The sequence below is a fragment of the Enterococcus sp. DIV1096b genome (assembly GCF_050498765.1).
Lineage (GTDB): Bacteria > Bacillota > Bacilli > Lactobacillales > Enterococcaceae > Enterococcus_D > Enterococcus_D entomosocium.
Genome location: NZ_JBMHEK010000001.1, coordinates 616,826 through 636,645, shown reverse-complemented (window position 1 = coordinate 636,645; position 19,820 = coordinate 616,826). Strand labels below are relative to the sequence as shown.

Here is a 19,820-nt window from a genome sequence, read left to right as displayed (position 1 = left end):
ATGGAGGGGAACTATATGGTATTAGAAAGCAAAACACTTGAAGACAAAGCAAGAGAATTGTTGGCCGACCGCGGTGTCTCACTGCAAGACATCGGGGAATTGGTGATGTTCTTGCAAAAAGATTACATTGAAGGCATCACGTTGGAGATGTGTATCGAAAGTGTCAACGCTGTCTTAAGCAAGCGGGAAGTCCACAACACGATTTTGACGGGTGTCCAATTGGATATTTTGGCAGAAGAAAATCAACTGCTGCATCCACTGCAAGAAATCGTCAAAGAAGACGAAGGGCTTTATGGGATCGATGAGATCCTCGCACTATCCATCGTCAATGTGTACGGCTCCATCGGTTTTACTAACTACGGATACATTGATAAAGTCAAACCGGGCATTTTGAAAGAACTGAATAAGCACGACGGTCCCCGCGTTCACACCTTTTTAGATGATATCGTAGGTGCCATTGCCGCTTCTGCCGCAAGTCGCTTAGCCCATCAACACCCAAGTAAATCTCATTACATCACGCAATAAAAAAAGACCAACGATCCGCCTTCTTCAAAGGAAGTGGATCGTTGGTCTTTTTTTCATTACGCTGTTTTTTTCAAGCCTCGTTTGCCCCACCAATAGAAAGCAAAAAAGAAGACTTCAATCAAGACAAAAAAGAGAATAAAGCAATGCATGAAAAACGTTTCTGGCAATACGTTGATGATCGGATCGGTGGCTGGATTAAATAGCCAATCGTCGTTACTGAAGAAAATCTCATGGAACATAACGAAAAAGCGATCAAAGCCGACTGCCATCAAAAACCCGAAAATCAGCGGCAAAATCATCCCCCATTGAAAGGGACGAATCAAGCGCCATTGCTGTTGTTTTTGCCGTAACCGATTGACGAACCAGATACTGGGCAGCACCGTGACGATCATCACGGCATAATTTAATAGAAACAACTGCTTCACATCGTAAAAATGCCCAGCGCCAGCTTCAGACATTGGAAAATCGGGCAAGGCGAGCGTACTTGCAAAGGGATTGTTTAGAAAATCTAGCAATAAGCCATAGTTCTTCAACAACTCTTCTCTTGTTAGCGAGGTATAATCCAGCAGATTTAAGTGATCGACATCAAACCAATATAACGGTCGAAAATTGATCGTTAGGGTGATCGCTAGACTGACCAAAAACAAAAACAAGCAGACAAATCCTAAGCGTTCAAGCCACAATTGTTTTTTCATTGTTCAAAATCCCACTCATCTAAAGAATCAACCACATAGGTTGGTGCTACTGGTAATGTCGGAACTGCCGCTTTCGGGGTAAATCCAGATAATACGAGCAAAGAATCGATCCCGTTTTGGATCCCCGAACGGATATCCGTTTCATAATTGTCCCCCACCATCAAGACCTCTTCTTTTGATAAGCCGATGTGTGCCACCGCTTTTTCCATAATGATGGCTTCTGGTTTGCCAATAAAAATCGGTTGCATTTGGGTGGCAGTCTCCACCATTGCAATCAGTGAACCCGCACCTGGCAACAAGCCTCTTTCCGTCGGGATATTTTTGTCTGGATTGGTCCCGATAAAGGTAGCTCCTTTTTGGATCGCTAACGTTGATAAAACAAATTTTTCATACGTCACGTGGTTGTCTAAACCAACCACGACATAATCCGGATTGGTTTCTTCCCACTCAAACCCAGCAGCTAAGATCAAATCGATCAACCCCGCTTCGCCGATCACAAACACTTTGCGGCCTTTGCCATGGTCTTTCATAAAATCGATCGTTGCCAAGCTTGCGGTATAGATCGTTTCTGGTGCCACGTGAATCGAAAATTCATCCGCCAATCGCTGTGCCACGACTTCGGGACTGCGGGTCGTATTGTTGGTCACAAATAAATAAGGCAGTCCTTTTTCTTGTAAGGATTCTACGAAGCGTTTCCCAGCAGGGATCGGCTCTTTTCCTAAATAAATCGTGCCGTCTAGATCAATCAAATAGCCTTTATATTTCATCTTATTCTTCCCTTTGTCGAATCGTAAACTCTTTTTTGCCTTTTTTCACCGTAGTTGTTTCGGTTTTTTTGACGTTTTTTTCTTTTGGTTTACGATTTTTAATCGTTGGTTTGCTTTTCTTCTGCGGAATTGCTTCACGCTTTTCTTCTATATGTGCGTTTTGTTGTGTAGTTTGATTTTGATTCGTTTGAGCTGGCTTTTTCTTACGTCTTCGGGAGGTACTTTTTTCTTTCTTGCCGCCAACCCTCTGGATCACGAAATAGGCACAACCGAAGTTGCAATACTCATACAAATAGTCTTCCAGCATGTCAATGCGCTGATCGGGTAATGCTTTGCGGTTATCCTTTTCAAAAAAGCCTTTCAAGCGTAGCTGTTCATAACCCCAATCACCTACGATATAATCATAGCGTGCCAAAACTTCACTGTAACGCTCACCAAGTTTTTCAGGATCGAAGCCTTCACGATAATCCATGACCAATTTGTATTGTCGATTGCCAATCATTAATTCTTCATCATTCAACAAAGTCACCAACTCGCCTTTTTGCGGTTGTTTCGCTGGTTCTTCAATAATTTCTTCTAGTACAGATGTCATTTCATCTGTGATCGTTTGTTTTTCGGTCATTTTTTCACCACCTGCTGTTTATTATACCTTGTTTTATTCCTCAATGATAGTCGCGGTTTTCCTCAAAAAACCACTGGAGGAGTACCAACTACTGAATAGGGTATTTCTGACTCAAGTAATCACCGACCACCGTCCGAATAAAGTCTGGAAAAAGAAACTCAACAGTTCCAGCAATCTCGATCGTCGGGAAAAACGGAATAAACAAGTAGTGATCCACAAGAGTCAACGTGTAGCTTTGAGAGACATCAACTGGTTCTTGCTTCCACAAAACTTGGTGGTTTTTTTCATCAAAGCGAATGCCTTCATAAACCAGTTCGCCAAAAATCTTCCCTCGAAAGCCCATCCCCATAATTGGGAAATTGCGCAAAAAGTTGCGATTTTTTTCCATCTCTAAGACCAATCGAATGACATCCGCGCCTTGCAGCGTCACTCGAATCAAATGCATCGGATGGGGCAAAATCGTGTGCAGCTGATCTTGATCGACCCGTCCTTGTGGTAAATCATCTAAAAATAGCCCCGTATTTAAGATGGCGGCATCCGTCTGTCCTTTGGCACATAATGCCAAAAGAGCCTCCCGAACCAAGGAATGTTCACTTTGCCAATCCCTCGTAAACGCTGCTGGAATTTCTGCCACCTGATTTGCCCGCAGCAAGCGATGGCCGATCGATAGATATTCGGCGATCTCGTCCTCATCTTGCGGAAAAGCCACCAACGAATCCGTCGGAATCACACGTGCGCGATGCTTGATCGGGCGGTGGTGATCATCTAAGACCACTTCGACTTCGCCAATGTTAAAACCAAACTTGCCAGCTGCGCCAATTTGAACCCCATTGATGACTTCGCCCTTTTCAAACAAATGGTGCGTGTGGGAACCTAATATAACATCTAACTCTGGAAAGTCCCTCGCAATCTGGCGGTCAGCATTGATGCCTAGATGGCTCATCAAGACCAGCAGATCGACCTCGGGGCGCAAATGCTGCACCAATGAAGGCAAAATCTCCAAGGGTTCGCGAATGTCCCAACCGTTGGGGGCATATGTTAGCGGAAACGGTGCCGTAAAAGCGATCAAGCCGATTTTGGCTCCTTGATTGCTTTCCATGATTTTGTATTCTTGTGCCCACTTTGGCGGACGCAAATCCTTTTTATCAAATAAGTTGCCTAAAATGACCGGAAATGCTGCTTGGTCATACAGATGCTGCAAGACCTCTTTGGGATTGCCGACTCCCTCATTGTTCCCAATCGTCACCGCATCATAATGCCCTTGATTCATCAAGTCGACATTCGCCTTGCCGTCAGTTGCTTCTGTCAAAGGATGCCAGCGATCGACAAAGTCGCCTAAGTCGACCGCGATCACTGTCTCTTCGGTCGTATCCGCTTCTCGTTTTCTTTGATCCAAATAACGCCGCATCTTCGGCCAATGTTCTAGGTGGGAATGCAGATCGTTGGTATGGATAATCGTAATTTTTTCCATTGTGCGCCTCTTTTCAAATACGTCGCCTGAAATCACTATCCGTTTCTCTTGGCATCAAGGGTTGCCAGTAGAAAGACGACGGAATTCTCTACAAAATAAGCATAGCATAAAATCTCTGGGAAACCATTGGAATGCTTGGAAAAGAATGGTGACTTTTTGTAAAAAAGAAACAGTTACAGTGACAGTTGTTCAAAAGAAAAAATCACTTTTCTGACTGTAAAAAGGAAAGTGATTTTTTCTGGTTATTTGGGGGAATTGCAACCGATAACACGGCGGAGGCAATTCGTTGAAGCGAAAATAAAGAGTTCTTGAAACGAAGATTCTATCGAATATCGAGAGCAGGTAATCCATGTTTCAGTTCGTCAGAACTACTGATTCTTTGAGAGTATAAAAATCGCCAACGGAAAAGTTATCAGAGTAAGGTTCTAAACAGGAATAAAGCCTTTGTATCAAAAATACAACTTAACCCTCTGAGAGCTGCTATCGATTGCCTAGATTTAAAGCAGAATACAATTAGAACAGCCCTTGGTATCACAAAGACTTTCAGACAATAAAAAAACCTAAGACAGTCTGTCTCAGGTTTGAATGATCATCGATTCAATTAGTACTACTGCTTTCTTCAAAAGCAGGCAGTTTTTCAATCAGACACATGGAGAATCCTGCTTAGTGCTGCTTCCTTCCGGATCTGACACGCTTCACAAGACCTCCATTGTCCTAGCCTTTCGGCAAAACTTAGTATAACGTATTTCGTTAGAGATTGCCAGCCTTTTTTTGTTTTTTCTTTTCTCGTAATGCTCGGAAAAAATCTGTTAGCAGCTGGCCGCATGCTTCTTCTAAAATGCCGCCTTCCACATAGGACCAATGGTTGAAGCGCTCATCTTCCAATAAATTCATCAATGTACCAGCAGTGCCGCCTTTGGGATCGTAGGCACCAAAATACACTTCTTCCACCCGTGCCAATAACATCGCCCCACTGCACATCGGGCATGGTTCCAAGGTCACAAACAGCTGCGCTTGTTCTAAGCGCCAACTTCCGACAGTGCGACAGGCTTCCTCGATCGCAAACATCTCCGCATGCGCTGCGGCTTGTTGCTGCGTTTCTCGTAGATTGTGCCCACGACCAATGATTTTGCCATCCAAGACGACGACAGCACCGATCGGTACTTCTGCCACACCTTCTGCTTTTCGGGCTTCTTTGATTGCTTCTTCCATAAAGAACGCTTTTTCCTCGGCAGTCAAGGTACTTGTTTTTTCCACGACTTCACTTTCACTCCTCTACCTCGCACCATTTCGTGCATTTCCTTGTTAGTATAACGAAAAACGCTTAGAAAGACGAGAAAAACTCGCAAAGACCGATGTCCCTGCGAGTTTCAAATGGAATGATTGGCTTAAAAGACGGAATCAACAAAGCTCGTCAACTTGTCTTTGACATGTTCTGTCGAATCTTTGATGTTGTCTCCGTAAACAGAGATTTTGTTGCGGCCCTCATTGACTTTTTTCATCACACCTAACAACGAATCCAATTCATTGTCAGACAAGCCGTCTACGACATCCAACAATTTTTCATTGCCGTTGAATTTGTCATCGACAAATTTCTTTACTTTGTGTCGGTTGCAAGCGAAGCGTACTTTATTGAATACTTTGTCTGATACAACGACGGCAGTAGTGATCCCAGCGATCGCTGCAATGCTTAATCCAATCGTTACTTTTGATGATGTTTTCATATCGATCAGCTCCCTTATTTTGCTACTTCCATCATAGCACGAGGACTGAAATAAAAACACTATTTCGTTTAAATCGCTTTGAATCTTAATCCTTTTGGAAAGAAGTTTTTCACAGTTCCTTGGACTTGTTTTCCAAAACCGACGGGGATCTCATCGACTGTCAAAATCACCCATCCAGCATTTCCTGGCACGCTCATGGTTTCACCTGCCACATACTGCTGCCATTGCGGCAAAGTGATCGGCACTGTCGGTGCCCCTTCTTCTGCATGGATCGCCAATGCCAACGCATAACTAGGTTCGATCCGATTCTTTTTAACGACGCCGACATGCAAACCTGGGCGCATAAACTTGATCCCTTTTAAAGAAGGCATTTCTTCAGGAACGAGCCAGAGGTTTTCTCCTAGCAGCTGAGGTGTCGCATTCAGTGCCTGTAAAAAAGGAAACTCCTTGCGAAAGGCTTGCCACAACTTTTGAGTCGTTGCATCCAATGGGCTCTTGGCTGTCGCTCCTTTGCCTTTTTTCTTCTTTTTCACTGGCGCTGCTTCTGCTTGGGAGGTCAATTTCGCAGCGAAATGACCTTCTCCTTGGTTTAAATGCGGCCATAAGCGGATGGTTTTCTCGATCCCAGATGCAGCTCCCCACTCGCTGCGCCCATGAGATACATTGGCCAAGTCGATCGCTTCGATTGTGAAGGGATACTCCTCCATTAACCAAGCCATCATCGCTTCGTTTTCTTCAGGGGCAAAGGTACAGGTGGAATAGATCAGCTGGCCCCCCGGTTTTAGCATCGCAACGGCTTGTGCCAAAATGTCTTTTTGCCTGATCGCACACTGATCAGGTGTTTCTGCCTGCCATTCTTCTAAGGCGACGGGATCTTTACGAAACATCCCTTCACCAGAACATGGGGCGTCCACCACGATCTTGTCAAAAAACTGAGGAAAATGGCGGCTCAATTCTTGTGGAGCCTGATTGGTGACGACTACATTCGGAAAGCCCCAACGCTCCACATTTTCTGATAGGATTTTGGCACGCTTCGGGAAAATCTCATTTGCTACAAGCAGCCCTTTTCCTTGTAATTGGCTTGCCAGCTGCGTTGTTTTGCCTCCCGGTGCCGCACATAAATCTAAGACCCGCTCCCCTGGTTGAGCGGCTGCGATCGTTGCCACGATCATCGCACTAGGTTCTTGGCTGTAGACATAGCCAGCTTGATGGAGCAACGAACGGCCTTTGACTTCGCCAATATAAGCCGCTTCTGCATAGGGGGCGGGTACAGCAGCTGGTCCATATTTTGCCAGCATCGCTTGTGCGTGCGGCTTAGCAACATTCAAGCGAAAGCCTTTGACTGGCTGATTATCGGTTAAAGCGGTAAAAAAAGCTGGTGCTTCTTCTCCTAGCAACCGTTGGTATTTTTCAATAAATGGTGTTGGTAATTGCATACTACCCCTCCTCGGCTTTTTTATTCTAGCGACTGAGAAGCAATTATGCAAGAATTCCTTGAGCAAATGGCAAAAAAACTGCAGCTGAGTGAAGTGGGCGATTAAATCGCTTCGACTTCTCTTTGCTGCAGACCTTTTTTTATTTAAAAATCGCTTTTTTGACACTGCTTTCGATGAATGGCTCAGAGACACGGTTGTCCCAGAATTTGATCAGTGGGCCCACTAAAAAGGCACTGATGAAGGTTCCGATCCCGATTGGCCCGCCTGTGAAGAGCCCAATCAAGGCAAAGGCAACGTCTTGAATCACCCGCACCACTCGATAGTTGGCTTTCGTCTGATCGACGATGGTTGGGGCGATCGCGTCGTAGGGGGCGCTACCCAAATTCGCTGACATATAAAACGAAGCACCGAAGGTAAAGAAGATGATCCCGATCAACAAGAACAAGCCTTGCTGCCACCAGTTATTTGGACCGACGGATAACCAATCAAAAACGTTGGTATAAAAGTCGATGAAAAATCCTGTCAGCACCATATTGATGACCGTCCCGATGCCGATATGACGACGGCCAAAGATAAAAATCAATACTAGGACAGCGATATTGATCATCAATTGATAGACCCCAAGGGATAACCCTAGCAGCTCGCCGACACCGATATTGGCTGCTGTGTATGGGTCTAGCCCTACTCCGCCGACCCGCAGCAATGCCGCCCCGAATCCTAAAATGGCGACACCAATCAACGCATAAAGCGAGCGTATTCCTGTTTCTTTTTTCATTAAAATTTCCCCTTTTTTCTCATCTGTTCTTTCAAGTATAACGAGAAAAAAGCAAAATGGGAATTTCAACGCTTCACAGGGCTTTTTGTATGGAAGGGATCTGGCTTAGTCATCTCCTTTGCTTCTATTGAAAAGCCAGCGGCAATAATCATTGCTATTGCGTATCTTAGTTTTCGTTTCTTACAGATACGCGTGCCTCGTCCATTACTCGGGCTTCACTGGAACCATCACTTCAAATATCTGCAATTCTTTTTGTGTGGTAAAGACTTCATCTTGCCATAACAATTCCCAAACATCGCCATCGATTTTCAACTGCTTCTCTTTTAGAAAGGCTTGGATGCGGTGGGTAAAAGCGGCAATTTGTTCTTCTCCCTCACTGACAAATCCAGAAACATACGTACCAGCGGGACGTGTGATGATCAGCTTTTCCGGATAGAGATGTAGCCGATCTTGGGGAATCAAGATCAATGCCCGATAAGGCGATGCGTGAAAAGTCTGATCCTCCAACGTCGTTCCTGCACTTAAAAAGCCGATGGGATAGCCACTGAAGGCATCTTTATAATCCACTAGCGGATAAAAACGGGCGTACACTTGATAAGCAGATTCTGGATCATCGCCAGCGATCTCTTCGGAAACGATAAACGCCTCTGCTTCGTGCTGCGCTATCGTAAAGGTCTCAAAATCGGCTTTCTGTACTTTTTCATAGCGCTGGATGTAGCGATCGAAGGTTCGTTCCAATTCTTGTAGCGCAGCGATTTTGTCACGGACTTCTCCTCGCCGTTCCACAAGTTCCTTTTGCGTGTATTCCGGGTTGCGGTTTTTCAAAAATTGGCGAATGTCTTGCAAGGGCATGTCTAAAGAACGCAACATCAAAATCACGTCTAACTCAAGGCATTGTTCAAAGCCGTAATAGCGATAGCTGTTTTCACCAATCGATTGCGGTTTGAACAAATCGATTTGATCATAATAAATCAATGTGCGCCGACTCACGCCAGCATAAGCGGACATCTCACTGATGGTCAATTGTTTTTTCAAAAAAATTTCACTCCTTGCTTGACTGTAACGTAACGTTACAGTTTATTCTACCATAGAACGACATTTTTGGAGGGAAATCATGAAACAATTACAGTTATTTTATAAAGAAGAACGACGCTTCTTTTTCAGTTTATTTCTTTTGATGCTAGTCCAATCCTTCGGCACACTCTTGTTGCCGTATTTTCTGGCAAAAATCATTGATGAAGGAATCTTAAAAGTCGACACGACGGCCATTTGGCACAATGGCTGGTGGATGTTTGCCATTGCCATCGGCACCGTGATTGTCTCGGTAGGCGGTAGTTATTTATCTGCCCACCTTTCAGGAAAATTCGGGCATTTTTTGCGGATGCGCTTTTTCAAAAAAACACAAGAACTCTCTGTATCCGCTGTTGATGGCTATGGTACACCCACTTTGCTGGCACGTACCACCAGCGACATCAACAACATCCAACAAATTTTGATGATGGCGCTGCAAATGATTTTGCCAGCCCCAATGATCGTCGCAGCTTCGATTTTTCTAACCGGCACCGTCTCTTTACGGATGATTTGGGTCCCAATCGTAGCGATCCTATGTTTTTCAATGATCGCTTATGGGGTGATTCGCAAAGCGATCCCATTATCACAAATCACGCAAAAACTAGTCGATAACATGATGCGGATCTTACGAGAAACCTTTACCGGCGCTCGGGTGATTCGGGCATTTGACAAAGCGGCTTACGAAAAAGAACGGACAGATCAAACCTTGACGGAATATGCGAAAACCATGATTAAAGTCAATCGCCTCTTTGCTGTCTTGAATCCGACCGTCAACTTAGTAATGGGACTCTCGATTTCGACCATCCTAGTCTACGGCGGCTATCAAAGTCTTCAGGGCCACCTAGCTATTGGTAGTATTACTGCCATTATCGAATACACGATTTTGAGCCTTTGGTTTTTGACCATGGCAGCGATGGTGATCGTGATGGTGCCTAAAGGCTTGACTTCCTTACAACGAATCGAAGAAGTCTTAGAAGAACCAATTGATTTGATTGACGGTGACCAAACCTTAAAAAAATCCGCCTTGTCAGAAACGATCGCCGCTTTCAATCACGTGCAATTTACGTATGAAGGCGCCGAAGAACCTGTCTTAGAAGATATCAGCTTCGAGATCCACCGAGGCAAAACGACAGCGATCGTTGGCGGAACCGGCTCTGGCAAAAGCACCATCGCCAAAGCGCTGTTGCGTTTCAAAGATGTGACTGCTGGTTCGATCACGCTTTTTGGCCGCAACATCAAAGAGATCTCACAAGCCGAATTACGGGACCAAATTAGTTATGTCCCGCAAAAAGCGCTCTTGCTTAGCGGCACGATTCAAGAAACCTTGCGTTTCGGCAATCGTCCAGCAACCCATGAGGCGATGGCAAAAGCCGCTGAAGTTGCTCAAGCCAAGTCATTTATTGAAGGCTTGCCTGAAGGTTATGAAAGTCCGGTTGCTCAAAAAGGCAGCAATTTCTCTGGCGGTCAAAAGCAACGATTGAGTATTGCCCGAGCGCTGACAAAGCCCGCAGAAATCTACTTCTTTGACGACAGCTTTTCTGCTTTGGATTATCAAACAGACGCCAACTTGCGGCGTGCATTGAAAGAATACACGAAAGATGCCGCCGTCATTATCGTGGCTCAACGGGTATCGACCGTCAAAAATGCCGATCAAATCATTGTCTTGGATAACGGCAAAATGGTCGGTAATGGAACCCACGAAGAATTATTACGCACTTGCCAAACTTATCAAGAGTTTGCCTCATCTCAAGGAATGGGAGGAATGAAGGATGAGTAAACAAACAATGGATACACCAAAAAACATGAAACATACAAGCCGGCGCCTACTTCGATTACTAATGGAACAAAAAGCCCGCTTTCTGCTGATCATCGTCTCTGCCTTGTTCTTTTCCTTACTAATGTCCATCGCCCCTTTGATCTTGGGACGTGGACTGGATAATCTGATCGCCTTGTTTCAACAAGAAGGCTGGCAAATCAATGATTTTTGGCAAAGTATTTTAGGCCCGGTCGTCCTATTAGCGGGAACATGGCTTTTGATCAGTCTCTTTTCCTTGCTACAAGAGTATACGATGGCCAGTGTCAGTGAAACCCTGACCTTGACTTTACGCAAACAAATCAGTGACAAATTCAATCGCCTGCCTATCAGTTTTTACGACAAACATCATACCGGCGATATTTTAAGCCGAGTGATTCTCGATTTAGATAAAGTGTCCGAAGTCTTACAAGTCGGTTTGATGCAGCTGATCACCGCAACCATCAGCATTACCTTCGGCTTGATCGCCATGCTTTATCTCAGCCCATTACTGACGATCGGTGTGGTCCTGATTTTGCTTTTGAGTGCTTTTGTGACCACCGTTCTCGCACGAAAAAACTTGAGCTACTTTACCAAAAACCAAGAAACATTAGGTGCAGTCAGCAGTCGTGCGGAAGAGTTTTATACCGCAAATCCGCTGATCAAATCCTATAACCAGCAAATTGCCGTTGAAGCGGAAATGGCGGAATTGAGCGAAGCTCAATTTAAAGCTTTTCGTAAAGCACAGTTCGTCAGTGCAGCGATCCATCCTTTCGTGCGCTTTATCAATCAAATCGGCTTTATCTTAAGCGCCGTCGTTGGTGGTCTGATGGTGTTGCAAGGGCAATTATCCATTGGTCTTGTACAAGCCTATCTGCAATACATCAACCAAGTGTCTGAACCGATCACGCAAGCTTCTTATATTATGAATACCTTGCAAAGTGCCTTAGCATCTCTCGAACGAATTTTTGAGATCCTTGATTATCCTGAAGAAGAAACAGCGACCCAGCAACTGCCGGTACCGCAAACCATCAAAGGAAAAATCGATTTCCAACACGTCTCCTTCGGCTACAACAAGGAAAAACTCCTGATGGAAAACGTCGAATTTTCCGTCAAACCAAAACAAACGGTTGCGATCGTCGGACCAACAGGCGCTGGAAAAACCACCATGATCAATCTTTTGATGCGCTTTTATCCTTTGAACGGTGGAAAGATTTTGCTGGACGATCAAGACATGATGTCCTTTTCGGCACCGGCAGTACGGAAAAAATTCGGTATGGTGCTGCAGGATACATGGCTGTTCCAAGGAACCATTGCTGAAAATATCGCATATGGCAATCCCGATGCCACTCGGGAAGACATCTTGGCTGCAGCCAAAGCCGCCCAATGCGACCACTTCGTGCGGACCCTGCCCAACGGTTACGATACCGTCATTAGCTCCGAAAGCGAACTGTCTCAAGGACAACAACAATTATTGACGATCGCCCGGGCGATTTTAGCGGACCCAACGATCCTGATCCTTGATGAAGCCACCTCCAGTGTCGACACTCGGACGGAACAAATGATCCAAACGGCAATGGATCGTTTGACCCAAGGAAGGACCAGTTTTATCATCGCCCATCGTCTTTCTACCATCAAAAATGCCGACTTGATTCTAGTGATGAAAGACGGCTCCGTCGTCGAAAAAGGCTCCCATACTCAATTGCTGGCACAAGATTCCCTTTACGCCCAACTATATAACAGCCAGTTTGCAACAGCTTGATGAAAAAGCCGAAAGGTCCAACGATGTCTATGACGAATCGTTGGACTTTTCGGTTATTTGCTTTTCATCCCTAAGTAGCACAAGTGTTCCTGTACAAGAAACACTTGTTACCTACCAAAAACCTTTCCCTTGCCTTGCCAGTATCCATATTCCATAATCAGACGTGAGAGACGATCCACCAAACAGACCATATGGGAGTGTTACGAATGAAAAATTTTCAGATGACGTTTATTACTTCTACTACCACCATTCGTTGGTTGAAACTATTGAATCTCTTGGAACGGCATAAGACCCTTTCGAATCGTGAATTATCAAAAGCTGTCCAGAGTTCGCGGCACACGATCATTTATGATATGGAGGGGCTACGGAGCTACTTTGGAAGTACGCTAATGATCGAATCCACGTCGAATGGCTATTCTCTTCACGAATTACTACCGAAGGAATATCTTGAACGAAAACGAGCGCTCCTTCAGAATGAACCGTTATTCGTTATTCTTGAGCATCTGTTTAAGGGAGAATATCGGACAGTTTCCGAATGGGCAGACTATTTTTATCTTTCTGAAAGTTCCCTTTTACGCTATTTAACGCTTTTTGAAAAAGCCCTGAGGCCCTTTCAGTTATCTGTTGATCATAAGAATTTCCGTCTGATCGGATCAGAAGCGGATATTCGCAAATTTTTTCATACCTTTTATTATGAGTCAGACGCTACGCCTCATACGGTACGTCCAACGATCGCTGTACAAAACATCGTCTTAGATTTTTTTCGAAATATACGCGGCAAAACCAATAATACGGCTTCATTTTGGTATATCAGTTATTGGTTGTATATTGTCCTTGAGCGTACTCAAGCAGGAGAAACTGTCATTGTCTCCGATCAATTAAAAAAGATCGTCTTGGCAGATGAGCTCTTCCAAGAAATCCAGCCCCTCAATCAACGACTCCAAACGGCTTTTTCCTTGTCTTTACCGTCAGAGGAGCTGGTCTACCTTTTCGCTCTACTAGCAAGTAACCGTGGGATAAACAACTATCTCAGGGAAATATCATTTGTTAACCGCTTTGACCATTGGCCTGAGCTAAAAGAACTGACTGCCAATTTTTGCCAGCTCCATCAGATTTCCGATCATGATCAGTCCCGAGAGTTTGTTTTTCTCCATTCTTTCTTTATAACAGAAAAAATAAAACAGCTGATTTCCCCTACCTATAATCTAAGTATGGAAGAAATTTCCAGTTATGCACAAACGCAATACCCTAAAGAGTATGAGGAAAATACAGAGTTTCTTTTTAGGCAGCCCCTCTTTGAAGCAACCGCTCTGTCAGCAATCAGTGCCCGCTTCACTTTATACTTTGAAGGATTAAAAGAAAAATACTGGGGCAACCCACGCCGAATCGCCTTTCTTTTAGAAGGGGATGCGCATATTTGTCTTCACATCAATGCTTTTGCCGTAAAATATTTTGGTCGATATCATATTTTGCAATTTCCTGATTCCAGTGAGTTTTCTTTGGATTATGTGGAACGAAACAAGATTGATCTAGTCGTGACGAATTACGCAGAGTATTTGGAAGAGTATATTTTAGATGTTGAATGCCTCCTGATAAAATCGATCCCAGATGCAGATGATTGGAACAATTTCTTGAAAATCATCAACCCAAAAATCATCCATAATTTTGCGTTGCGAAACATCGAAAAAAGCACCTTTTCCATTCGTTTCTTATTGCCGACTAGTATTCTTTCTTCACTCTGGCACACTACTTAACGACCATTCAATCGTTGCACGGTACCATCCCAACTTGGGATTTGCACCAGCAGGCACTTCCAAGGCGACACTGGTGGCTGCCGTCTCTTGATCACCAAAACGATAGACCCATGTTCCCGTACTCTGACTGTCGCCAGTTAGTAGAGGCTGCGCTTCACCTGGCGTCAAAGTTACACTATCATTCACCGTGGAAAGCTCTGGCATACTGGCATTGGAATTTGCTGAGGTCGTCATAAGCCGTTGATTGGCTAAGCTGATTTGAGCACCGATCAAGGGCTCATTGTCTTCATTTTGGAAGCCCTGCGAATCAAGAGTCGCCGATAAACGCCAACTCGTCTCTTCTGCATCGTTACGCTGATCCGTGATTTGCACATAATTCGGACGTTCCTTAGTTTCGGTTGCCCCTTCGGCAAGATTCATATGCTGAGGCAGTGCGTGATACGTTCCTTTGGCACTGCGGATCGGCACCTGACCAAATCGGAACTGGGAAACAAAATCAAGACTGAGCAACCCTTGGTTCTCAGGAATGACCGACGGATTTTCTGGATTCACTTCTACATCCGGTTCTAATGGATCAACCGGTGGCAGTGGTCCAGTCTGGGCGATTCGCAGGGTAGTTGCAGCGGGAAACACAGCGTCCCGAAAAACAACTTCTGAGGCTGGATTCTGATTGCCGTGTTCGCCATTCGTTGTCGGCGGATTGATCACTCCAGCTTCTTTTGCCGAACCAGCAGAATCTTTCAGAAAGACTTGGATCTCATCCCCCGCTTTTAACTGCCGATCACTTACATCAATCGTAAATGTTCCATCTTCATCGATAACCACCGCCTCTGTATCAAACCAGGCGCCATTATGTGCAGCACTTAGCTCAACCTCTTTGTCTTCCGTGTGGCCATGGATCTCAGTTGTTTCTTCAAGAAGTACGTAGGAAGCAAAAGCTGCGGGCGTTGGCGGCAAAATAGGGAAAACCTGCACAGACTCGGTCCGTATTTGATGTTGGGCACCTTCTGTCAGTTCGCCGCTGGTTAATTCGACAGCGATGACTCGGACGATGGTTCCTGCTTCCAAAGGAGCCTCAAGAGGAATCTCAAAAATCCCTCCTTGCGCCTCTTCTCCATAGATACTGATCCCCGGTGTTTCTTCTGTATGTCCGACGGTTTTTGCAGTGACTTCTTCCTTCTCACCATCTGCTGTTTCAATTTCAACGGTCACTTTCGCTTCATCATCCCAAGCAGGGCGAGTGCCATCAAAACCAACAGGCAAGCTGACTCGCCCATGAATTTTTTTGTCCGCATTCGTCGGCACCCGTAACTCATCGACGATCGCCAACGCGCATTGTTTGAACTTACGCGAGAGTACGCTGTCAGTCCCTGATTGCCAAATGTCTCCGTATTCAATCTTTTCCTATATTCTCTACATTACACTGGAACGCAGCAAGAAAGGGTTACAAGTCGAACTTTCACCTGAACTAAAGGACATCTTTTATGCTTATCATTCATTGATTGCTCCAGATACATTAAGAGAGATCCTTTATTCCTATTTTCATTACCATCTGCCAGAGGACGAAATCATTTATTTGTTACTTTGTCTCATCTGTCGCCGAAAAATCAATCATCCTTCGATCGAAGAATTTTGCCGAAAGTATAATCGCTGGCCTGAGATCCAACAAGTGACAAAAGATTTCTATGCCCTAAATCAAGGCAATTCCTATGATGAACAAAAAGATTTACACTGGTTAGAATCATTTTTTACGATTGTGAAAATACGCGATATGCTCTCGCCCATCATGAATGTCAATATTGACGATCTTACGCAATTCGTCAAAGAGAAGTTTTCCTACGAATATAAGAGAAACTATGCATTTTTGGCAAAACACAAGCTAGTCAAAAAGCTGTATTCATCCTCCTATCTTGACGATTTCTGTGCCAGCTTAACGATTCATATGGAAGCGATCAAAGAAGAAAATTGGGGATCACAACGGACGATCGCCGTGATTTTTGAAGGAAACGAATATGTTTGTGAATATGCCGAAAGTATCGTGCGAAAATATTTGGGTCGCTTCCATACATTGTATTATCCTAATGCCAGTGAACTCTCTCCAACCTATTTAAAAGAAAAGCAAATTGATCTATTAGTCACCAATTATTCGGAGTATACGACAGAATACTTACTGGAAGTAGAATGCGTTCTTCTAAAATCGTTTCCAGATGCGACAGATTGGAATCGATTACTTAATCAAATCAATCCACGGATCTTGCGTCTGGTTGTGTTGGACAATGCGTAAGTCAACTTGCTAGACACTATCTTGTGGAATCATTACGGTCACAAAGCATTTCGAAGTGTTATTTTATAAAAACCATTCTTACCCAACGAGTGGTTGACACTCTGATTTATCTCAGCGATCACAGTGTTCATTTCTCGCTGAGATAAATCAAGCCATGGGGCGCTTTCTGGTTTGTGCCGATCCCTGCCATTTGTCGGTAATAGACATTTTTGTCCTTTTTGATCATTTCGACGATCTCTTCTTCTGCTAATTCGATTTCTTTAAAAAAGTCGTGTCGGAAAAAATCTAAAAACATTTGCAGTTGGGCATCGATTTCTAGCAAATCCGCCATTTGTTGTAGCACATTATCGTACTCGGTATAGCAAATTTCTTTGAATCGTGTTTGCAACTCTGTACATACTTGTTTGATTAGGGGAAATTCCTGCAAGTAACAAAGTTCGCTGTAATTTTTTAAATAGGCTTCTGGTGTCATATGTCCTTTTTTCATCATGATTGCATCATTCCTATCTTTCATCTGAGAATTATTTTGCACCTGGACCATTGTTAAAGTTTAAAGTCGATCAATGACATGAGTCTGCGCCAATCGGTTGAGTTCGGGATTTTATTGAACAATAAATACACGCCAGAACAAGAAAAATTCGACATATGCTCATTATAATTTGTGACGACGATATCAAATTGGTTCGCCTCAAAATAGCCGGGATTGATATCTAATACATTCGGAAAAAAGAGTTTCTGATAACTGCCTAGATACTTACGAGCAGTGACCTGAATTCGTTGCGAGATAAATTGATTCCCTTCTAACAGGAACGCAATTTTTTTAGGCTTCCCCCAGTACAATTCTTTCACACAGTCCATGTGAATGGTAAACACTGCGCTGATATCTACGATCATGTCTAAAGACAGACACTTCAGTTGTTTGAATTGTTTTTGTAAGAACGCTGTGTTTTGTGCCATTTCCTCTGGAAAATGTTTTTTTACAAATGAGATCAAATCGGGAATCACTTTGTTCAAGACCGGTGAAAGTTTATTTTTTAGTAAGATCGTCGCAAAAAACGACTGGATCAAAACCGTACTATATTCCAGCGCATACGGCGGTACGCCTGCCTCCTTTAGATAACGTTGGGTTAGTTGCAGGATCTGCGAGTCTTTGCCTAACTTGTTGCAAAAGTCCCTTTCCATATCAATATCAAACACCGTCCGTTTTCCCATCGATAACGCATAAAAGTAGATGATTTCTTTTTCGGCGATCGTCGTTTGCAAATGGTTCGATAGCATCGTCTTTAATTTTTTCAGCTCAAGATAATACTCTTTACGAAACTGCTTGACGATGGCTGGATCGATCGTGACGTAATGGCCATGAGAGGTTCGCTCTAAAATGATATAAAGCATGTAACTGATTTCCTCAAAGGCAAGATTAGAGAAATTGCTATCGAATTCTTCTTTTTTCAAGTTTAAACCGATCTCATGAATGATCAACGGCGGAAATACGGTATGCGGCGTACTATCGGATTCATAATAAAAGTTCAGAAAAAAATGGCGAATATTGACTTCCTCACCAATAAGATCAACGGTGGTTTTATTTAATGTCAGTTGGTACTGTGCTAAAATTGGGTCGATCTTTCGAAAATACCGCATCAACGTGGCAGGGGAAATAAACAAAATGTCTGACCACTCATTGATGGTCAATATTTCCCCTAAGAAAATGCTCTCAAAGATGCGAAACAACGGCTCGTTACTGATCAAATTCCGTTTTTTTTCTAAGTAGCTTTCTGTGTCGATGACTTGTAGCTGATAGCCACTATTTGACGTTTCCATTTCGATAGCATCTTCGAAATACTCTTTAATGTTTTGTAAATCTTCAATGATGGTTCGGCTAGAGCTTTTGATCACTTTTGACAACCCACGGATCGGTGTATGAGAAGCGTGCTCCATATGTTCTAGCAAATGTAGCCACCTTAGCGTCGTTTTACTAATGACAAAAGATGATTGGAATTGTCTCATAGATTCGCCTTCCTCTACTCGAAATAACTTTTTAATTCAGCCACGATTCGCTCACTGGCTTGTCCATCTCCATAGGGATTTTTGGCTTGCGCCATCTGTTTGTATGCTGCCTCATCAGACAATAAATGAACGATTTCTGAATACACATGCTCCTCATGGGTACCAATAAGTTTCAAAGTCCCTGCTGCCACCCCTTCTGGGCGTTCCGTCGTTTCACGTACGATCAAGACAGGAATCCCCAAGGAGGGTGCTTCTTCTTGAATCCCTCCTGAATCGGTCAAAACAAGGTAGCTGCCTGCCAGTAACTGATAGAATGCAGGGGCATCCAATGGTTCGATCAGCTCAATATTTTGCTGCCCTTCTAAATAGCGCTTGGCTAGTGTACGGACACGAGGGTTTTTATGCATCGGAAAGACCATCGTCAGTGCGGGATAAGCAATAGCGATGCGTTTTAGTGCACGAAACACTTGTTCCATGGGTTGCCCAATATTTTCTCGCCGGTGCATCGTAACTAAAAGGATTTTTTTCTCACTGATTGGTTTTCGGTCTTTTTTTTGTGCCAAGGTGTGGTACAAAGCATCAATAGACGTATTGCCAGTAACGACGATGCGGTCTTGTGGATGATTTTCTTTTAGCAGATTTGCCTGGCTTTGATCTGTAGGGGCAAAGAGAAAATCTGCTAGTTGATCAATCAACCGGCGATTCATTTCTTCTGGAAACGGATCATTCTTGTTACCTGTTCGTAGCCCAGCCTCCACATGACCAATCAAGATCTGCTGATAAAAAGCGGCCAGCGCAGCTGCCACTGCCGTCGTCGTATCGCCATGGACCAACACTACGTCTGGTTCTTCTGATTGAAAAATACCTTCGAGTCCTTCTAAAATACGACTGGTGATACTAGACAAGGTTTGATTTTCTCGCATGATAGCCAAGTCGTAATCAGGGGTCAGCTCAAACGCCGCTAATGTTTGCTCAAGCATTTCTCGATGCTGCCCTGTCACGACGATCTTTGATAGAAAGCGTGGATCATTTGCTAGTTTTTTTATGACCGGTGCCATCTTGATGGCTTCTGGTCGTGTACCAAAAATAGATAATACCTTTATTTTTTGCATCGTACTTCTCCTTTTTTTCAGCAATT

At 44.0% G+C, this 19,820-nt stretch carries 17 protein-coding genes, 1 other RNA gene and 1 pseudogene; 5 read left to right on the top strand and 14 right to left on the bottom strand.

The features are described from left to right. Positions 1 to 15 precede the first annotated feature (15 nt). The gene (locus tag IGJ17_RS02945) at positions 16 to 525 is read left to right on the top strand and encodes a phosphatidylglycerophosphatase A family protein (RefSeq protein ID WP_005227653.1); all 510 of its coding nucleotides are present in this window, start codon (positions 16 to 18) and stop codon (positions 523 to 525) included. A 56-nt stretch (positions 526 to 581) separates the two neighbouring features. On the opposite strand, the gene IGJ17_RS02940 is transcribed toward IGJ17_RS02945, so the two are convergent. The 10 genes from IGJ17_RS02940 to IGJ17_RS02895 form a co-directional block, all read right to left on the bottom strand. Further along, positions 582 to 1,220, bottom strand: a complete 639-nt coding sequence (locus tag IGJ17_RS02940) for a TIGR01906 family membrane protein (protein WP_429961067.1) — start codon at positions 1,218 to 1,220, stop codon at positions 582 to 584. Next, positions 1,217 to 1,987, bottom strand: a complete 771-nt coding sequence (locus IGJ17_RS02935; protein WP_086333025.1) for a TIGR01457 family HAD-type hydrolase — start codon at positions 1,985 to 1,987, stop codon at positions 1,217 to 1,219. The genes IGJ17_RS02940 and IGJ17_RS02935 overlap by 4 nt, the downstream gene beginning before the upstream one ends. 1 nt (position 1,988) lies before the next feature. Beyond that, a complete protein-coding gene (locus tag IGJ17_RS02930; protein ID WP_005231988.1) occupies positions 1,989 to 2,609 on the bottom strand; it encodes a YutD family protein in 621 nt (206 codons plus the stop codon). An 88-nt stretch (positions 2,610 to 2,697) separates the two neighbouring features. Beyond that, complete coding sequence (locus tag IGJ17_RS02925; RefSeq protein ID WP_008378070.1) at positions 2,698 to 4,080, bottom strand: bifunctional metallophosphatase/5'-nucleotidase; 1,383 nt, start codon at positions 4,078 to 4,080, stop codon at positions 2,698 to 2,700. Positions 4,081 to 4,714: 634 nt separating this feature from the next. After that, an RNA gene (ffs, locus tag IGJ17_RS02920) (signal recognition particle sRNA small type) lies at positions 4,715 to 4,801 on the bottom strand. Between the two features lie 29 nt (positions 4,802 to 4,830). Then, positions 4,831 to 5,337 (bottom strand): tRNA adenosine(34) deaminase TadA, encoded by a 507-nt coding sequence (tadA, locus tag IGJ17_RS02915; protein WP_005231990.1) that lies wholly within the window; start codon positions 5,335 to 5,337, stop codon positions 4,831 to 4,833. A gap of 131 nt (positions 5,338 to 5,468) precedes the next feature. After that, complete coding sequence (locus tag IGJ17_RS02910; protein WP_005227636.1) at positions 5,469 to 5,804, bottom strand: hypothetical protein; 336 nt, start codon at positions 5,802 to 5,804, stop codon at positions 5,469 to 5,471. A gap of 68 nt (positions 5,805 to 5,872) precedes the next feature. Next, the gene (locus tag IGJ17_RS02905) at positions 5,873 to 7,240 is read right to left on the bottom strand and encodes an RsmB/NOP family class I SAM-dependent RNA methyltransferase (RefSeq protein WP_008378065.1); all 1,368 of its coding nucleotides are present in this window, start codon (positions 7,238 to 7,240) and stop codon (positions 5,873 to 5,875) included. 139 nt (positions 7,241 to 7,379) lie between these two features. Continuing rightward, positions 7,380 to 8,015 carry a YczE/YyaS/YitT family protein gene (locus IGJ17_RS02900; RefSeq protein WP_008378064.1) on the bottom strand — a complete coding sequence of 212 codons (636 nt, stop codon included), beginning with the start codon at positions 8,013 to 8,015 and terminating at the stop codon, positions 7,380 to 7,382. 204 nt (positions 8,016 to 8,219) lie between these two features. After that, the gene (locus IGJ17_RS02895; protein WP_016619937.1) at positions 8,220 to 9,023 is read right to left on the bottom strand and encodes a MerR family transcriptional regulator; all 804 of its coding nucleotides are present in this window, start codon (positions 9,021 to 9,023) and stop codon (positions 8,220 to 8,222) included. A 106-nt stretch (positions 9,024 to 9,129) separates the two neighbouring features. Between IGJ17_RS02895 and IGJ17_RS02890 the strand changes: the two genes are divergently transcribed. From IGJ17_RS02890 to IGJ17_RS02880, 3 genes are all read left to right on the top strand, one after another. Beyond that, on the top strand, positions 9,130 to 10,863 hold the full coding sequence (locus IGJ17_RS02890) for an ABC transporter ATP-binding protein (RefSeq protein WP_061053783.1): 1,734 nt from the start codon (positions 9,130 to 9,132) through the stop codon (positions 10,861 to 10,863). Beyond that, on the top strand, positions 10,856 to 12,640 hold the full coding sequence (locus tag IGJ17_RS02885) for an ABC transporter ATP-binding protein (RefSeq protein ID WP_139960444.1): 1,785 nt from the start codon (positions 10,856 to 10,858) through the stop codon (positions 12,638 to 12,640). The genes IGJ17_RS02890 and IGJ17_RS02885 overlap by 8 nt, the downstream gene beginning before the upstream one ends. Before the next feature lie 206 nt (positions 12,641 to 12,846). After that, positions 12,847 to 14,394: a helix-turn-helix domain-containing protein gene (locus IGJ17_RS02880; protein WP_139960443.1), complete on the top strand. Its 1,548-nt coding sequence runs from the start codon at positions 12,847 to 12,849 to the stop codon at positions 14,392 to 14,394. On the opposite strand, the gene IGJ17_RS02875 is transcribed toward IGJ17_RS02880, so the two are convergent. Continuing rightward, on the bottom strand, positions 14,374 to 15,699 hold the full coding sequence (locus tag IGJ17_RS02875) for a WxL domain-containing protein (RefSeq protein WP_422705400.1): 1,326 nt from the start codon (positions 15,697 to 15,699) through the stop codon (positions 14,374 to 14,376). The genes IGJ17_RS02880 and IGJ17_RS02875 overlap by 21 nt on opposite strands. 79 nt (positions 15,700 to 15,778) lie before the next feature. On the opposite strand from IGJ17_RS02875, the pseudogene IGJ17_RS02870 reads away from it, so the two are divergent. After that, positions 15,779 to 16,678: pseudogene (locus IGJ17_RS02870) on the top strand (helix-turn-helix domain-containing protein); the annotation flags it as partial. Positions 16,679 to 16,805: 127 nt separating this feature from the next. Here the strand turns inward: IGJ17_RS02870 and IGJ17_RS02865 are convergent. From IGJ17_RS02865 to wecB, 3 genes are read right to left on the bottom strand one after another with little or no spacing between them, the layout of a single operon-like run. Next, positions 16,806 to 17,168, bottom strand: coding sequence for a DUF7006 family protein (locus IGJ17_RS02865; RefSeq protein WP_008377996.1), 363 nt, complete (start codon positions 17,166 to 17,168; stop codon positions 16,806 to 16,808). 53 nt (positions 17,169 to 17,221) lie between these two features. Then, a complete protein-coding gene (locus tag IGJ17_RS02860; protein ID WP_008377994.1) occupies positions 17,222 to 18,682 on the bottom strand; it encodes a helix-turn-helix domain-containing protein in 1,461 nt (486 codons plus the stop codon). A gap of 14 nt (positions 18,683 to 18,696) precedes the next feature. After that, complete coding sequence (gene wecB / locus IGJ17_RS02855) at positions 18,697 to 19,794, bottom strand: non-hydrolyzing UDP-N-acetylglucosamine 2-epimerase (RefSeq protein ID WP_061053768.1); 1,098 nt, start codon at positions 19,792 to 19,794, stop codon at positions 18,697 to 18,699. Positions 19,795 to 19,820 lie beyond the last annotated feature (26 nt).

Bases quoted from the DNA above. Each gene is read 5' to 3' on its own strand.
- IGJ17_RS02905 (WP_008378065.1), bottom strand. From the start codon at position 7,240: ATGCAATTACCAACACCATTTATTGAAAAATACCAACGGTTGCTAGGA.
- IGJ17_RS02935 (WP_086333025.1), bottom strand. From the start codon at position 1,987: ATGAAATATAAAGGCTATTTGATTGATCTAGACGGCACGATTTATTTA.
- IGJ17_RS02880 (WP_139960443.1), top strand. From the start codon at position 12,847: ATGAAAAATTTTCAGATGACGTTTATTACTTCTACTACCACCATTCGT.
- IGJ17_RS02900 (WP_008378064.1), bottom strand. From the start codon at position 8,015: ATGAAAAAAGAAACAGGAATACGCTCGCTTTATGCGTTGATTGGTGTC.
- IGJ17_RS02925 (WP_008378070.1), bottom strand. From the start codon at position 4,080: ATGGAAAAAATTACGATTATCCATACCAACGATCTGCATTCCCACCTA.
- IGJ17_RS02860 (WP_008377994.1), bottom strand. From the start codon at position 18,682: ATGAGACAATTCCAATCATCTTTTGTCATTAGTAAAACGACGCTAAGG.
- IGJ17_RS02865 (WP_008377996.1), bottom strand. From the start codon at position 17,168: ATGATGAAAAAAGGACATATGACACCAGAAGCCTATTTAAAAAATTAC.
- IGJ17_RS02930 (WP_005231988.1), bottom strand. From the start codon at position 2,609: ATGACCGAAAAACAAACGATCACAGATGAAATGACATCTGTACTAGAA.
- IGJ17_RS02945 (WP_005227653.1), top strand. From the start codon at position 16: ATGGTATTAGAAAGCAAAACACTTGAAGACAAAGCAAGAGAATTGTTG.
- IGJ17_RS02940 (WP_429961067.1), bottom strand. From the start codon at position 1,220: ATGAAAAAACAATTGTGGCTTGAACGCTTAGGATTTGTCTGCTTGTTT.
- IGJ17_RS02885 (WP_139960444.1), top strand. From the start codon at position 10,856: ATGAGTAAACAAACAATGGATACACCAAAAAACATGAAACATACAAGC.
- IGJ17_RS02910 (WP_005227636.1), bottom strand. From the start codon at position 5,804: ATGAAAACATCATCAAAAGTAACGATTGGATTAAGCATTGCAGCGATC.
- IGJ17_RS02890 (WP_061053783.1), top strand. From the start codon at position 9,130: ATGAAACAATTACAGTTATTTTATAAAGAAGAACGACGCTTCTTTTTC.
- wecB (WP_061053768.1), bottom strand. From the start codon at position 19,794: ATGCAAAAAATAAAGGTATTATCTATTTTTGGTACACGACCAGAAGCC.
- IGJ17_RS02895 (WP_016619937.1), bottom strand. From the start codon at position 9,023: ATGTCCGCTTATGCTGGCGTGAGTCGGCGCACATTGATTTATTATGAT.